The 15,109-nt window shown below is 68.0% G+C and carries 15 protein-coding genes and 1 riboswitch; of the genes, 5 read left to right on the forward strand and 10 right to left on the reverse strand.

From position 1 onward, the window contains the following. Window positions 1-103 precede the first annotated feature (103 nt). Window positions 104-475, reverse strand: a complete 372-nt coding sequence (locus AC3WVS_RS02070) for a hypothetical protein (protein WP_010814159.1) — start codon at window positions 473-475, stop codon at window positions 104-106. Between the two features lie 203 nt (window positions 476-678). Between AC3WVS_RS02070 and AC3WVS_RS02075 the strand changes: the two genes are divergently transcribed. Beyond that, window positions 679-1,110, forward strand: coding sequence for an RT0821/Lpp0805 family surface protein (locus tag AC3WVS_RS02075; protein ID WP_492317163.1), 432 nt, complete (start codon window positions 679-681; stop codon window positions 1,108-1,110). Between the two features lie 29 nt (window positions 1,111-1,139). On the opposite strand, the gene AC3WVS_RS02080 is transcribed toward AC3WVS_RS02075, so the two are convergent. The 4 genes from AC3WVS_RS02080 to ribB form a co-directional block, all read right to left on the reverse strand. Beyond that, window positions 1,140-2,795 carry a mechanosensitive ion channel family protein gene (locus tag AC3WVS_RS02080; RefSeq protein ID WP_492317164.1) on the reverse strand — a complete coding sequence of 552 codons (1,656 nt, stop codon included), beginning with the start codon at window positions 2,793-2,795 and terminating at the stop codon, window positions 1,140-1,142. A gap of 447 nt (window positions 2,796-3,242) precedes the next feature. Further along, window positions 3,243-3,476: a hypothetical protein gene (locus AC3WVS_RS02085; RefSeq protein WP_010814156.1), complete on the reverse strand. Its 234-nt coding sequence runs from the start codon at window positions 3,474-3,476 to the stop codon at window positions 3,243-3,245. Between the two features lie 175 nt (window positions 3,477-3,651). After that, entirely contained in the window at window positions 3,652-4,239 is a 588-nt protein-coding gene (locus tag AC3WVS_RS02090; RefSeq protein WP_492317165.1) for a surface-adhesin E family protein, read from the reverse strand. 104 nt (window positions 4,240-4,343) lie between these two features. After that, complete coding sequence (gene ribB, locus AC3WVS_RS02095; protein WP_492317166.1) at window positions 4,344-5,027, reverse strand: 3,4-dihydroxy-2-butanone-4-phosphate synthase; 684 nt, start codon at window positions 5,025-5,027, stop codon at window positions 4,344-4,346. A 164-nt stretch (window positions 5,028-5,191) separates the two neighbouring features. Next, a riboswitch (FMN riboswitch) is annotated at window positions 5,192-5,350 on the reverse strand. Between the two features lie 345 nt (window positions 5,351-5,695). Here ribB and AC3WVS_RS02100 point away from each other — a divergent pair. Continuing rightward, window positions 5,696-6,235, forward strand: a complete 540-nt coding sequence (locus tag AC3WVS_RS02100; protein ID WP_035816823.1) for an acyloxyacyl hydrolase — start codon at window positions 5,696-5,698, stop codon at window positions 6,233-6,235. Here the strand turns inward: AC3WVS_RS02100 and AC3WVS_RS02105 are convergent. From AC3WVS_RS02105 to AC3WVS_RS02125, 5 genes are all read right to left on the reverse strand, one after another. Beyond that, window positions 6,210-7,103 (reverse strand): helix-turn-helix domain-containing protein, encoded by an 894-nt coding sequence (locus AC3WVS_RS02105; protein ID WP_492317167.1) that lies wholly within the window; start codon window positions 7,101-7,103, stop codon window positions 6,210-6,212. The two genes, AC3WVS_RS02100 and AC3WVS_RS02105, sit on opposite strands and share 26 nt — an antisense overlap. 36 nt (window positions 7,104-7,139) lie before the next feature. Then, window positions 7,140-8,129 carry a LysR family transcriptional regulator gene (locus AC3WVS_RS02110; RefSeq protein WP_492317168.1) on the reverse strand — a complete coding sequence of 330 codons (990 nt, stop codon included), beginning with the start codon at window positions 8,127-8,129 and terminating at the stop codon, window positions 7,140-7,142. A gap of 57 nt (window positions 8,130-8,186) precedes the next feature. Then, a complete protein-coding gene (locus AC3WVS_RS02115; RefSeq protein WP_492317169.1) occupies window positions 8,187-9,137 on the reverse strand; it encodes an amidohydrolase family protein in 951 nt (316 codons plus the stop codon). After that, window positions 9,134-10,471, reverse strand: a complete 1,338-nt coding sequence (locus tag AC3WVS_RS02120; RefSeq protein WP_492317170.1) for an MFS transporter — start codon at window positions 10,469-10,471, stop codon at window positions 9,134-9,136. Before AC3WVS_RS02120 ends, AC3WVS_RS02115 begins: the two co-directional genes overlap by 4 nt. Before the next feature lie 76 nt (window positions 10,472-10,547). Further along, the gene (locus tag AC3WVS_RS02125; RefSeq protein ID WP_492317171.1) at window positions 10,548-11,492 is read right to left on the reverse strand and encodes a YncE family protein; all 945 of its coding nucleotides are present in this window, start codon (window positions 11,490-11,492) and stop codon (window positions 10,548-10,550) included. A gap of 252 nt (window positions 11,493-11,744) precedes the next feature. Between AC3WVS_RS02125 and AC3WVS_RS02130 the strand changes: the two genes are divergently transcribed. The 3 genes from AC3WVS_RS02130 (at window position 11,745) to AC3WVS_RS02140 (ending at window position 14,968) form a co-directional block, all read left to right on the forward strand. Then, entirely contained in the window at window positions 11,745-13,058 is a 1,314-nt protein-coding gene (locus AC3WVS_RS02130; RefSeq protein WP_492317172.1) for a hemolysin family protein, read from the forward strand. A 316-nt stretch (window positions 13,059-13,374) separates the two neighbouring features. Further along, window positions 13,375-14,691 carry a GGDEF domain-containing protein gene (locus AC3WVS_RS02135; protein WP_492317173.1) on the forward strand — a complete coding sequence of 439 codons (1,317 nt, stop codon included), beginning with the start codon at window positions 13,375-13,377 and terminating at the stop codon, window positions 14,689-14,691. A 145-nt stretch (window positions 14,692-14,836) separates the two neighbouring features. Then, window positions 14,837-14,968 (forward strand): entericidin A/B family lipoprotein, encoded by a 132-nt coding sequence (locus AC3WVS_RS02140; RefSeq protein ID WP_010814145.1) that lies wholly within the window; start codon window positions 14,837-14,839, stop codon window positions 14,966-14,968. Window positions 14,969-15,109: the final 141 nt, after the last annotated feature.

The following is a 15,109-nucleotide window of genomic DNA, read 5'->3' on the forward strand; positions in this document are numbered from 1 at the left end:
TCGGGGTCACACGGCCGCAAGCCCCGGCGAGGCCAATGCCTGCCGGCTGCGAGAATCTGGTGCGGATCGGGGCCGGCCGGCAGCCGGCCTTTTTAATACGGTGTTACTTTTTAGCGCCTTCGCTGTACGGATCAAACTTGCCGCTCTTGGCGCCTTCGGAATACGGATCGAACTTCCCGCTCTTCATTCCGCCCTGGCTATATGAGTCGAACGACTTCTGCGCGCCGCCCTGGATCGGCTCCATCTGGTCAGGGCGGGCACCCGGGTTCAGCGAAGTCACGTTGTCGCTTTTTGCGCCATCCGAGTACGGGCTGAATTTGTCCTGCTTGGCGCCATCGGAGTAGGTACTGAACTTGTCTTGCTTGGCGCCGTCGGTGTAAGGATTGAATTTGTCGGCCTTGCCCGTGGTCTGGGCGTGCAGCGTGCCGAATGCGCAGGCCAGGGCCAGGCCGATGGTCAGATAGCTCAGCTTCATGGGATCTCCTCTCGCAGGGGGAAAGGCGCTTGCCTTGCAAAGCGCACGGCAGGCGCCGCTGCCGGCCGACGCGAAGCGCGGGGGGCAACAATCAACGCTAGGTCAGCGGCTGGCACGTGTCAACCGCACCGCAGCGCTGCTGCGGCGCTGCATTGCGCTTACAATGCCACCCAAACGCCACCACGAAGCCACAAGGAATCGACATGCTGCCTCGGCCATCCGACCCCACCGTCAGCCCTGTCCGCCCTGCCCTGCGCGCCGCCGTCAGTGGCGCGCTTGGTGCCGCCCTGCTGTTTGCCGCTGCGGCGCCGGCGCAGGCGTACTTCGACAATTACCTGAGCGGCACCATCATCGGCACGCTCAATGACAAGGAAGGCGCGTCGCTGGCCAAGTCAGTACGCACCGCACTGAACGATACGGCCGACGGCAAGGCCGTTGAATGGACGTTCCCCGCGGCGGGGCGGCGCCAGCAGATCGACGGCACCATCACGCCGATCGAAAGCAAGACCGACAAGGGCCAGCCCTGCCGGCGCCTGAAGTCCGACCTCAAGCGCGGCAGCGCTGAAGAGCACTGGAGCGGCTGGTTCTGCAAGCAGCCCAACGGGCAATGGAAGTCGCGCCACGTGGCTGACTAAGCGGCGCCGAGCGCTTGCGCCGCCGGCGCTCATGCCGCGCGCGACGGCGCGCGATGCGGTCGCGCCGCCGGATCGACCTGCGGCGACCCGGGTTCCTCGTACCACCTGGTCCCGGGCACGTAGACGGTCTTGTCCGGCTGCGCCATGAAATGCGGCGACATGATCTGCACCCCGTGGGTGTTGAACTGGTCCTGGATCGCCGCGTGCAGGGCCGACAGCGCGTAGAAGCGATTGCGCGGATGGTCCAGCGCGCAGAACAACTCGTACTCGACGTAGAAGTCGGACAGCCCCCGCTGCAGCACGAATGACGTCGGCGACGGCGCAATATGCGCCGCCTCCGCCGCGGCTGCCAGCAGCATCGCATGGACCTGCCGCCAGGGCGTGTCGTAGCCGATCGTGACCGAAGTCGAGATCAGCGCAGCCTGCCAGCCTTCCTGCGCGCGGGGATCACGCACGCTGCCGTGCCGGGTGTAGTTATGGATGGCACTGCCGACCACCACCGCATTGGGCAGCGTCACCTCTTCATTGCGCAGGTTGATCACCTTCACCGAGAGCGCGTCCAGCGAGGCCACGGTGCCCACCGTATCGCCGATGCACACCATGTCGCCGCGCCGCAGCGCGCGCGAATACACCACCACCATGCCGCTCATCAGCTGGTTGACCACATTGGCCGATCCGAGTGTGACCATGAAGCCGAGCAGCACTGACAGCCCCTTGAAGACATCGCTGTCCGAGCCCGGGATATAGGGGTAGGCAAAGGTGAAGCCCAGCGCCCAGATCACCACCGCCGCCAGCCGCCGCGTGGCGCCTGCGGTTTCCGGATGCATGCCGGGCACCGTGATCTGGCCCTTCTGCACCGCCTTGAAGATATTCGACACCAGCCGCTGCACTGCGCGGGTAATCAGCACGATCACCGCCACCGTGACCAGGCCCGGCACCGACGACACCATCGACAGCGCGATCTGTGACAGCAAGCCGACGACAAAGGCGCCCATACGGTCGCCCATGGGCTGGGTCAGCGGAAACTGCTCGAGCGCAAACTCCAGCCAGGCAAAGGCCAGCACCAGCACCAGCCCGATCGCCAGGATCTGCACGATGCGCGCCACCAGCTGGTAGAGCGCGCCGGTCCAGTCGAACTGGCCGCCGACACGCTGCGCCAGGTGGCGCTCCAATGCCACGTGCAGGCGAGCGCGCAGGGCCACGCCGGCTCGCGCCACGCCCCATGTCAGCGCGGCCAGCACGGTCAGGCCAAGCAGGCTCAGCGCGGCGCCGCGCAGCAGGTTGGGCCAGTGCAGCTGCGCGCGCCGCGCGGCAATGGCCTGGCGCAGGCCCGCCGCGGTGCGCGTTGCGGCAGCCTCAAGCGTAAGGTGATCCTCCGGGGAGAGGTCTTGCGAGGTCAGCGCGAACAAGAGCCGGTCGCCCAGCCGGAAGGCGACCATCGGCGCATCGCCGAACGTGCCGCTGACCTGCCCGAGCGGCAGTGCCAGTTCGCTTTCCGTCAGGTCGTCGAATACCAGCTGCGCGCGCGAGACGCGCATGGCCGGGGTGGCTCCCGCGATCTCGGCGCGCATGGTGGTGATGGGCCGGTCCATCAGGCGCAGCTCGACCGCAGCGCCGCTGCGCACGGCAATCGGAGCCGGCACGGCCGCGGGCTCGGACGCCGGCGCAGCCAGGCTGGCTTGCATCCACAGCGCGCCTATCACCCAGCCCAGTCCCGCCATCCAGAATGCCGTCAATCGCCGCCACCGCCGCCACACCGCTAGCGTTGCCATAAGACCGCTCCCGTCCGAGTTGGCCTGCGCCGGCGCGAGGGCTCCACGCCCTGCCCGGCACAATGCCCGCAAGCATAGCGTGCGGCGGCGCAGGCGCAAAGCCGGCGCGGCGGCAGCCGCCTGCGGCAGCGGACGAAAAAAAAGGAGGCCGAAGCCTCCTGGTTGCGATCCGCCCGGACATGCCCTGCCCTATCCCCCCGGAAGACACGCAACGCGTGCCGCGGGGCTGTCCTGCGCACGGCGGGTCCGCGCCATGCAGGCGCGGCCGGCCATTATCTGCGTGGCGGCATGGCAGTCACGGGCGCAGCCTGCGTCCCCGCTCGCCGGGGAGCCGTGCGCCCGCCGCCATCATCAGCGCGCTCAGGCGCCTTTGTTCTTCGTCGGATCCTTGGCCGCAGGCGCGTGGCTCTTCTTCTTGCTGCTGGTCTTCTTGGCCTTGGCCTTGCTGCTGTCTGCCTTGGCCGGCGCGGCCTTGTCAGTCGACGCTGCCGCCGGCGTGGCCGGGGTGGCAGGCGTCGCCGGAGTAGCCGGCGTCTGCGCCATCGCGCCCGCACCGAACATTGCCATCGACAGCATGACGATCCATTTCTTCATTTCCGTCTCCTCGTTTGCCCTGCGGGTAGGTATGGCAGGGATGCCTGCCATGACGGGCGCTTTTGGCTCGCGCCCTGTCACCAGCATCAACGAGGAAGGTTTGCGCGCCGTTGACCGGGACAAACCCTGATAGGGAGCTGGACCGGCAGCCGTGGGGCGCCGCTCGCCGCCAGGCTTACCGGCACAGCTTGCGCAGCAACTCTCCGGCAATCGTGCCGGGGCCGGCGACCTGGAAGGTGCCGTACTGCGGCGCGCGGATTGTATAGAGCGAGTCGCCGCGCGCAAAGCGCTTGCTGTAGAGCGTCTGCTCGACCACGGCGAACATGGACGTGGCGCAGTTCAGCACCATGCGCTTGAGCGACGAGCGGATCGGCTCGCCGCTGGCAGTGCGGATCACGCCCGACGGCGAATTGCGCATCACCACCACGCCGACTTCGGTGCCCTGGCGGCGCACCGCGGACTGGTCGAAATAGGAAATCACGCCGTTGGCACCCATCAGGGGAAGCCATCGTTGCGGATCGGGGGCGGCGGGATCGGGTGCCGCGACCAGCCGGCAGCCTTCCCTGGGCGTGGACCGGAATACCGTGCCGGTGCCGGCGGCCTGGCACTCGTACAGGCCAGCGGCGGCAGCCGGGCGGGTGGTGCTGGAGGGAACGGGGGACGGTGCCGGCGCGGCGCTGCCTTCGGCATGCGCCAGCGGCGCGGCCAGTCCGAGCAGGCAGCCAGCAAACGTAGCTGCGTGCCTAAAAATGCGGAACATCATGGAATTGCCCTCATATAGACGGGAAAAAGCGATCCGCATTGTCGCACACGAAGCACGCATCCCGGCGCGTTTGCATGCCGAAGATGCGTGCAGGCGGCGACTTTTCAGTCGTGCAGGCGCCGCCAGGCCACCAGGTCCTCGATGGTCAGCACCGGCAACTGATACATCTCGGCAAAGGCCAGCGCCTCCGGCCGGCGTGCCATGGTGCCATCCGGGTTCATCAGCTCGCACAACACCGCGGCCGGCGACAGGCCTGCCATGCGGGCCAGGTCGACCGAGCCCTCGGTATGGCCGCGGCGCACCAGCACGCCGCCGTCGCGCGCCACCAGCGGAAACACATGGCCCGGGCTGACCACCGCATCTGTGCCTGCATCCCCGGCAATGGCGGCGCGGATGGTGGTGATGCGATCGGCGGCGCTGACACCCGTGCTGACACCTTCGCGGGCCTCGATCGATACCGTGAAGGCGGTGCCGTACTGGCTGCGGTTGTGCTCGACCATCGGCCGCAGGCCGAGGCTGCGCACCTTGTCTCCGGTCAGGCACAGGCAAACGATGCCGCTGCATTCGCGGATCATCATCGCCATGTTGGCGTTGGTCAGGCGTTCCGCCGCCAGGATCAGGTCGGCCTCGTTCTCGCGGTCGTCATCGTCGAGCAGCACGACCGGACGGCCTTCGCGCATGGCGTCCAGCGCCTGCGCGATGCGCGCGGCCAGGGAACGTGGGTCGGCATCGGCGGCAAGATCCGCGGACACCTCGGGTGCAACAGCTTCGGTGGAAAGGCTAGGCATGAAACGCTCCTTGTTCAGCATCAATGGGCGTTCCAGGGGAAGGATCAACGGAGTTGCAGCGCCGCACGCCGCGCCTGAAGCGCACGCACGAGCAGCCGCGCGCGGCGCAAGGCAACAGCGAACCGCAAGGCCAGGCAAGGCGCCGGGCCGCGCGGGCAAGCTCCGCCCATCTTCTTTCATCCGGACTATGACCGTCGGCCCTGGCCTCTCACCAGGTCTGCTGACCTCGCACGGGAATGCGAGCGCTCGCGGGCTCGCCGGACACGCACTGCGCGCCGCGGCATACCGCCGGTGGGGACTTTCACCCCGCCCTGAAGACGTAACGAACCGGCGCGGCCTTGTAGCCGGCGCCGGCCCGCGAATGTTAGCACGATTACTTTTTTTCTTTGTCCCAACGCAGAGCGCCGGACGGGCGCTCGACCACGCTTGAACAAATCCGACCATCGCAACGTGGCCTCGCGTGTACTACAAATAAGGCAGGGAGGCAGCGCATGTGCAAGCGGGCGCCCGCCGTGGCGGCCGGCTCATGCCTTGCCGGACAACAACGCAGCACCTCTTCATCCGTGCTTCCCATGCGCCGACACGAACAAGAAGCCAGACAAGACCGCCGTGTGAGTTGTTCCTCGTTCCATCCACCCCCGCCCTGCCGGCATGCGTGGCAACAGCGGGTGCGCCGCACCGTCGCCGCGGGCCTGCTTGCCCTGCCCTTGTGCCTGGCAGCGACGGCACGCGCCGCGCCTGCCGTGCAGCTTGGCTACGGCTTCGACGATGGCCACGACGTGCAGAAGGCGGAGGTCGCCATGTTGTGGGATTCGGGCTTTGCGTGGGGCAATCCGCAAGGCTGGCAGGTCGACCTGCAATGGGAGGTCAACGTTGCGCGCTGGCGCAGCAGCAGCGACAACCAACCCAACGACCTATGGGAGTTTGGTGCCTCGCCGGTGGTGCGGATCGCATGGTGGCGCCACACCTGGGTGCCCTTCCTCGAGCTGTCGGTCGGGCCGCGCCTGCTGACCAGCACGCACACCTCGGCCAACCACGACATTTCCACCGCCTTCCAGTTCTCGGAGTACGCCGGGATCGGCTTGACGGTGGGCAAGGACCGGCGCTTTACCGCGGGCTACCGCTTCCAGCACCTGTCCAATGGCGGCATCAAGGACCCCAATCCCGGCACCACCTTCCACGTCATTTACCTGCGCTACCGCTTCTGACGGCGGCCGCTGCAGCCCCGGCCTGCGCTTCAAACAGGGTGCGGGTGGCGTCGTCAGCCGGGAAGAAGCACTCGATGCGCAACTCCTGCAGCGTGATGTCCTGTGGAATGCCGAGCGTGGTCAGGGTCGAGAACAGCGACGCGCGGAACGCGCCCGCATGCAGCACCACCGGCAGCAATGGCGCCGGCGGGCCATCGGTGCCGTCGTCCTCGGGAAGCAGCGCGCCGCCCGGCCCGACCATGTCAGGATGCCAGGCGGCGATGCGCCCGAAGATCTCGCGCGCGGTCTGGTCGTGGGCCTGTACCTGCAGCTCCTGCCACACGCGCCGCAACAGGTAGCGCCCGACCTGGCGCGCGTTTTCGATTACCGGCCACAGGCCCTCCGGATCAAACACGGTCAGCATCAGGTTGATCCTGTGGCTGCCTTCCGTGAGCGATGCCGGCGCGCGCCCGCCCAGCAGGGTCTCGAGCATGCGCCGGTAGGCCGGGTTGGCATCCACCAGGTTCCAGAAACGGTCCAGCACCACGGCGGGGTACGGCTCCTGCTTGGCCAGGATCAGCGCGATCGCCTGCTGCACCATCTGCAGCGGCGGCGAAGCCAGCGCGTGTTCGCTGTAGGCCGGGGCAAAGCCGCCGGCCAGCAGCAGCCGGTTGCGCTGGCGCAGCGGCACGCCCAGGCGCTCGGCCAGCGCCAGCACCATTTCACGGCTGGGGCGGGCGCGGCCGGATTCCAGGAAGGAGATGTGGCGCTGCGACACCCCGGCGGCCAGCGACAGCGCCAGCTGACTGTAGCCGCGCCTGCTGCGCCAGTAGCGCAGCAGGCCGGGGAAGTCGAGGGTAGCCTCCGAGGCTGGGGTCAGCGTGTCCATGGCATGCATTACAGCATGCACCGCGGCGTATGACCATTACCTTGCAGGTAATGGCTCCGATTCAGTCATCGCCTGCGGAGCGCCGGGCCCCGCCGCGCGCACCGCGTCGATCAGCAGGCGCATGGCCGGCGTCGCGGCCCGCCGCCGGCGCAGCAAAATCCCATAGGGGACCAGCCGCCCGCGCATCGCCACCGGCAGGACTGCCAGCGCACCCAGGGCGACGAAGTACTCCGCGATCGCGCCCGGCACGACGGCAATGCGGTCGCTGTCCGCCAGCAGCGGCAGCGTGCCCATGATCGACGAGGTCTCGATGATGTCTTCCGGCAGCGGCACGCGGTTGTCGCGGAAGGTCTGGTCGATGATCTGCCACATCGGCACCGCCGCTGGCGGGATGATCCAGGGATAGCCGGCCAGGGAAGCCAGCTTGACGCCGCGCTTGCCTGCCTGCGGATGGCCGGCGCGCGCCACGATGGCCAGCGACTCTTCGAACAGTGGCTCGAAGTCGAGATCGTCGGCCACCGTGCCTTCGGGAATGCGTCCGATCACCACGTCCAGCGCATCCTGCCGCAGCGCCTGTACCAGCACGTCGCTGGTATCGACCTGCATCACGATATGCAAACGCGGATAGCGCGCCTTGAGCGCGTTGATGACGGCCGACAGAACGGAAGGCACCGGGGCCAGGATCGAGCCGAGCCGCACCTTGCCCACCTCGCCCGCGGCGATGGCGGCAAATTCATCGTGCAGGGCATCCAGGTCGGCCAGCACCACGCGCGCATAGCGGATCAGCGCCTCGCCGAACACCGTCGGCTCGATGCCGCGCGCATGCCGCGTGAACAGCAACGTGCCGACCACGCTCTCGAGCTCGTGCAATGCCTTGGTGACGGCTGGCTGGGACAGCGCCATCTGTGCCGCGGCGCGCCGCAGCGAGCGGTGCTCGGCAAGGGCCAGGGCCAGGCGCAGATGCCGCATATGCAGGCGTTTGCGCAGGGTGGCGGCACTGGAGAGGGTGGCTGGGAGGTCTGGCATGGTGGCCGGGCTGCGGCGAAGATTGGACTTATAGCATGCTTGTGCTTGCCGCTGGTTCTAGGCCAGCTCGGACGGCCTTGGAACATTGATCCGATAGAACCTGACCGCATTGCCAGCCAGCACGCGCTGCCTGGCCGCGGTGTCCGGCAGCGCCTCGCACACGGTGCCGAGGATCGTGCCCAAGTCCGCGCTCAGGCCCGACACCGGCAGGTTGCTGCCGAACATCGCCCGCTCATGCCCGAATATCGCCAGCACCTCGCGCACGATGCGGCGGTTGCCCTGCGCATCCCAGCGCCCGCCGGCCAGCCCGAACTCCGACAGCTTGACCGACACATTGGCGCAGGCAGCCAACGCCTCCATGCCGGCGCGCCAACTGGCCAGGCCCTCCTCCGAGCGGTCCAGCGGCAGGCCCGCGTGATTGAGCGCGATCGGCACACCCGGCAAGGCGGCCGCCACCCGCGCCGCCTCGCGCAAATGCCAGAACGGTACCCGCAGATCCCACGACAAGCCATGGCGTTCCAGCCGCGCCAGGTCATCCAGCCAGGCCTGGTCCTGCATCGACCCGGGCCGCCCTGCCACCGACTCGCCCGGCGCCGACGCCGTCAGCGGTTTGCACCGGATCCCCCTGACCCGCGCGAAACCGGCCTGGCGCGCCAGCAGCTCCGCGCATCCTGGAGTGCCGAACGGCGCGTAGGCCACCACCGCGGCAGCCATGCCGGGGCGCCAGGCCTGGCCGTGCAGCCACGCGGTCTCGTCGACGGCTTCGCGGCGGTCGCGTTCGGCCTCTACGTGCACAGTGGCCAGCACTGTGACGGCGCTAGTGTCATGCGCGTACTGCGCCTCAAGGTAATCGCTGCGCAGGGCCTGGTAATCGCCGAGAAAGAAGCTCTGCGGCCGGTATTCGTCCTGCAGCCAGGGATAGCGGCCGCGCCCGAGTTGCCACAGGTGGTGGTGGGCGTCGACGATGGCCAGGCCTGCGGGCAGCGCGGCAGTTGTTACCCTGCTCATCGGCACCGCCTCGGCAGCGTGGCGGCCAGGGCGCCGGCCAGCACCAGCGCGGCGACCAGCAGGTAGACACCGGCACCCGCGCTGACGCGCTCGATCAGCACGCCCGCGGCATAGGGGCCGCAGAATCCGCCCAGGTTGCCGAGCGCATTGATCACGCCGCGCGCCACGCCCGCGTGCTCGGCGGCCAGCAGCCGCGGTGGCAAGGTCCAGAACACCCCCGCGGCGGACTGGAGGAAGAAGCCACTGCCGACCAGCAGGCCATAGGACAGCCAGGTATTGTCGTGCCACCAGACCGAACCGGCCAGGCAGGCGGCGAAACCCAGCAGCGGCCAGACCACGAAGACCTTGCGCCGGCCGGTGCGGTCGGACAGCGAGGAGATCGCGAGGATGCCGGCCATGGTGCCCAGGTAGGGCAGCACGGCCAGCATGCCGACCTGCCCCATGCCACCTCCGGTCAGGCCCTTGAGGATGGTGGGCAGCCACAGCGTGTAGCCGTAGATCCCCATCTGGTAGAGAAAATTGACGGCGATCAGACGCCAGATCACGTCCTGCGACAGGATGCGCGCCAACACCGCCCGCGTGCCGCCCGCGCCCTGCACCACGTTCGCGCCAGCGGCGGCTGCCTGCTGCTCTTCCTCGCGCAGGCGGGCCAGCAGATAAGCCTTCTCTTCGGCCGAAATCCAGCGCGCCTGCTCGGGCCGGTCACTGGCCAGTTTCCACCACACGCCGAGGCAGGCCAGCGAAATCAGGCCTTCCACGATAAACAGCCAGCGCCAGTCGAGCGCCGCGATCACCAGCCCCGACAGCGGCGCGGTGATGATGCCGGCGATCGGCACGAACAGGATCACCAGGGCGTTGGCGCGCCCGCGTTCGTGGTCGGGAAACCAGTTGCCGACCATGGTCAGCACCACCGGCAGCATGCCGCCCTCGGCCACCCCCAGCGCAAAGCGCAGAACCAGCAGTTCGGTCTCGTTGCGCACCAGTCCGGTCAGCACGGAAATGACGGCCCAGGCCAGCATCGACCAGGCGATGAAATTGCGCCCGCTGCCGCGCACGGCCAGCTTGCCGCCGGGAATCTGCAGGAACAGATAGCCGACAAAGAAAATGCCGCCGGCCAGGCCGGCCATGCTGGCGCCGATACCAAGCGCGTCGCCCATCCCGCCCGGCATGGCGAAGGCGATATTGACGCGATCCATGTACGAGACGATGCAGACCATCAGGATCGGCGGGATGATGCGCCACCAGCGCTGGGCGGGGATGCCGGTGGCAACGGTGAGAGGTGTCGCGTCGATGGCGACGGACGTGCCGGCGCCGGCTTGGTCCAAGCCTTTCATACTCTGTCTCCGTATGGATTTCCGGGTATAGGCCGCTGGCATCTGCGCTGCCTTCGCGGCCTTGAACGCCCGCTGACTACCGCGGCGGCAAGGCCAGGATGGCAAGACCGTCCGGTTCCTTGCCGGTGGTGAAGGCATGGCGCAGGGTCAGGCCAGGCAGGTCAAGCTGGCCGACGGTGTGGTCGTTGAGCGCGATATAGGCGCGGCTCGGGTCAGCCGGATGGAAGGCGAGCGCGATCGGCTTGGCGCCGGTGTCGACCCGGCCGGTTTCGGCGAGCGTGTCGGGGTCGAAAATGCGGATGCTGCGCTCGCCGTAGTTGAGCACGAACAGGCGGTCGTCCGGCGACCAGTAGATGCGGGTGGGATCCTCGCCGGTCGGCACCGTGCGCACCGCTTCCATCGTGCACGCGTCCAGCCGGGTCAGACTGTGATCGTCGCGGCTGGCGACGTAGAGCGCCGCTTCGTCGCGGCTCAGGCAGCAGCCCTCGGGGCGCCTGCCGGCGTACGCCGCGCGCGGAGTGCGGGTGGCATCGTAGGGGTGGACCAGCGTCACGGTATGCGACAGCAGGTTGGTCACGTAGGCACGCTCACCATCGGCCGACAGTACGAACAGATGGCTCTTGACCCCGCCCGCGGGCACGGCGCGGTCCGGGACTGGGCGCTCCAGCGGCGCTTCGAACACCAGCAGCATATTGTCGCGCTCGCTCAGCGCGTAGACGCGTCCTTGCCGGTCGATCTGCAGGCCATGGATACGGTGATAGGGCGAGCAATCGAGCTGAGCCCTGACAACGCCGCGCATCAGGTCGACCGCGATCACCGCGGCGCCGCCGTCGCCGGCGTGCGCGAAGGTCTGCACGCCATAGTGGCCGACGTAGCCGCACAGGCGCTCGCGGTCCACCACGAATTCATGCGGATAGTCAGGCAACTGCACACTGAAGCAGCGCTCGCCGCCATCCAGTTCGTAAGCGCTGAAGCTATGGCCGAATTTCTCCACCAGCACGGCCGTCCATTGGCTGTCCATTCTGTCTCCTTGTGATTCGCACGCCTGTAGGCTCCAGGCTGTTCGGAAGGCGGCACAGGTGCTGCCATGGACGGAAGTCTGGCGCAGCCAACGATAACTATCTATTGAATATTAGGTATCGAGCTATCTCCATTAGTTATCGCCACGCCAGGCGAAGGCGCCACCATCACCTGCACCGGGGAACCGCCGAGCCGTCATGCGCGGATGGTATGCTTGGTGCTTTCAACTCACACGCATAGGGCGCGCACCCTGATGGAAATTGCCATACTGCTGGCGCTGATTCTGCTCAACGGCCTGTTCGCGATGTCCGAGATCGCGTTGGTCACGGCCCGCAAGGCACGTCTGCAGCGCCAGATCGAGAACGGTGACCGCGGCGCGATTGCCGCGGTCCAGCTGGGCGAGGATCCTACGCGCTTCCTGTCCACGGTGCAGATCGGCATCACGTCGATCGGCGTGCTCAATGGCGTGGTCGGCGAATCCACGCTGGCGCAGCCGCTGGGCCTCTGGCTGCAAGGCTTCGGCTTGTCGCCGAACACCTCCGGCTATGTGGCGACCGCCATCGTGGTGGCCGGCCTGACCTACTTTTCCATCGTGCTGGGCGAACTGGTGCCCAAGCGCCTGGGCCAGATGGCCCCCGAAGCCATCGCGCGGCTGGTGGCGCGCCCGATCGGCTGGCTGGCCGTGGCCTCCACCCCGTTCGTCAAGCTGCTGTCCAGCTCAACGCGGCTGGTGCTGCGGCTGCTCGGCACCAAGGTCGACCGCGGCCCGGGTGTGACCGAGGAAGAAATCCACGCGCTGCTGGTCGAGGGTTCCGAAGCCGGCGTGATCGAACAGCACGAGCACACCATGGTGCGCAACGTGTTCCGGCTGGACGACCGCCAACTGGCATCGCTGATGGTGCCGCGCGGCGATGTCGTGTACCTGGACGTGGAAGAGACGCTCGATGAAAACCTGCACCGCATCGAGGAATCCGACCACTCGCGCTTTCCGGTCGTGCGCGGCGGCATGCACGACATCATCGGCGTGGTCAGCGCGCGCCAGTTGCTGGCGCGCCGGCTGCGCGGCGAAGAAGCCGACCTGAAGGCCGCGGCGCAGCCCGCGGTGTTCGTGCCCGAGAGCGTGACCGGCATGGAACTGCTGGAGAATTTCCGCGGCTCCGGCGGCCAGATGGCCTTTGTCATCGACGAGTACGGCGAAGTGCTGGGCCTGGTCACGCTGCAGGACCTGATCGAGGCCATCACCGGCGAATTCAAGGCCGACGCCGCCGGCGAGGAATGGGCAGTGCAGCGCGACGACGGCTCGTGGCTGCTCGACGGCCTGATCCCGATCCCGGAACTGAAGGACCGCATCGGCCTGCGCCAGGTGCCGGAGGAAGAAAAAGAGCGCTACCACACCCTGTCCGGCATGCTGCTCCTGCTGCTGGGCCGCCTGCCGCAGATCGCCGACAGCGTGCAATGGGGCGACTGGCGCTTCGAGATCGTCGACATGGACGGCAAACGCATCGACAAGGTGCTGGCCTCGCGCCTGCCCCCGCAGGAAGGACCTGAGGAAGAGACCACCGGCTGATCAGGCCAGCCCATCCGCCGATGCCCTGATTCCGGCAGTGGCGTCAATCCTGGATCACAGCCGATGACGGCCATATTGATCCATATCAAGTTGCAGGTTGCGACCAAGTCACCTTGGCGCAATTTGCAATGTTCCGCCCCCTCCCCTTCGCTTATGATCGGCCTGTGCGGCCCGCATGCGGCCGTGGCAGGCTGGATCACCAAGGCCTGACGACAAGCGCCGGCGGCCGCCCCAGCGGCCAGCCGAACGACCAAATCCGCTACCGGGGAGACGCGGACATCGCGAGGCCATCAACCGGCTGTCCGCAAGACCATCCATGCATCCTGATGCCGATGACATCGCCGCGCCAGCGGCCGCGGGCGCGATACAGCCTTCCGCCCTGGTGTCCGCGCTTGCCGCACGCCGCTCCGGCACCGGGCAGCCGGCGACCATCCTCTCGATCCGCCTGGACCGGTTTGCCAGCGCCTGCGAAACCCTGGGCCCCCGGCGCGCGGCCAGGCTGCAGGCCATCGTGCAGGCACGCATCGCCTGCCTGCTGCCGCCCGGCGCCATCATGCACTGGATGGCGCCGGCAGACCTGGTGGTCATTACCGCGCTGCCGGACGGCGTGCCCGACCCCGGCCCGGTGGCCAGCCGGCTGGCCGACGAGCTGTCCCGGCCGTTCGCGCTGGAGGGCTTCGAGCTGTTTATTTCGTGCAGCATCGGCGTGGCCACCGACCATCCGGATATCCCGGCTGAACGCAGCCTGCAGCAGGCCCTGGACGCCATGCTGCAAGTCGACCGACGGGGGGGCGACGGCCTGGCACGCGCCGACAAGCCCGCCACACCGCCGACCGCGCCCCTGCTGGCTGCCCTGCCCGACGCACTGGAGCGCGGCGAGCTGAGCCTGCAGCTGCAGCCGCGCGCCGACTTCGCCAGCGCCGTTGTCAGCGGCTACACCGTGCGGCTGCGCTGGCATCATGCGGCGCTGGGACGCGTGGCGCCGCAGGATTTCTTGCCGGCGGTGGAGTCGCTGGGGCTGGTCGGCCGGATTGGCAGCTGGCTGCTGGAAAGCGTGCTGCCACTGGTACGCGCCGCCGAAAACGTGGCCCCGCTGCAATTCACCCTGCTGGCCTCCAGCGCGCAGCTGCACCGCCCGCAGATGGTGGAGGCGCTGGCCCATGCCCTCGACGCGGGCGGCATCGCGCCGAACCGCCTGTGCATTGAAGTGTCGGCCAGCGCCGTGCCGGCCGACCCCGACATCATTGCCCGCTTTGCCGCGCTGCGCGGGCGCGGGCTGCAACTGGCACTCGGCGATTTCGACGACAGCCCGGGCTGCCGCCGCTTGCTGACGGCGCTGCACCCGGACAGCGTCACGCTGGACGCGCGCCGGCTGGGCCATGCACCCCGGGCCGGCGAATCCGCCAACCGTGCCGAGAGCCTGCGCGCCGCCTGCAGGCTGGCCCGCAGCGCCGGCGTGTCGGTCTGTGCCAAAGGGATCGAGACCCGCCAGCAGCTCGAGGCGGTGCGGGCCTGGGGCTGCCACAGCGTGCAGGGCTACCTGCTGGCGCAGCCATTCCCCGCGACCTGGCTGCTCCAGACCCATGCGGCAATCCAGCAGCGCGCCCGGGAGCTGCTGGGGCCCCACGCCTGAGTACCGGCTGGCGTTGCGGGCCGTTGCACGATTTACAAATTGGCACATACCAGATGGCAAACCCGCTCACAGCAGCGGTAAAATCGGCGCAAATCCCTCAATCCCTGAATCTCTCGATTCTTAAAATCCTCAAAAGGAGCCCGGCGTGAAGAAAGGTTGGATCTGGTGCGTTTTGTTTGCCACCCTGTTGGCTGGCTGCAACACGATGGCGGGGCTCGGCCAGGACATTCAGCGCGGTGGCCAGAAGCTCGAAAGCTCGGCGGACCGTCACAAGTAAGCCGCCAGCCCCCCAAGTCTGATGCGGCCCGGACCGCGTCGATATGAAAACGGCACGCCGCATGTGAACTGACCCCGTAAAGTTGGACGGGTAAGTTAGGCCGCCAAGGGCTGAGTCCTGTATTGCACGGGGCTCAGCCCT

The sequence above is a fragment of the Cupriavidus sp. CPT47-8839-RL05A genome (assembly GCF_058792255.1).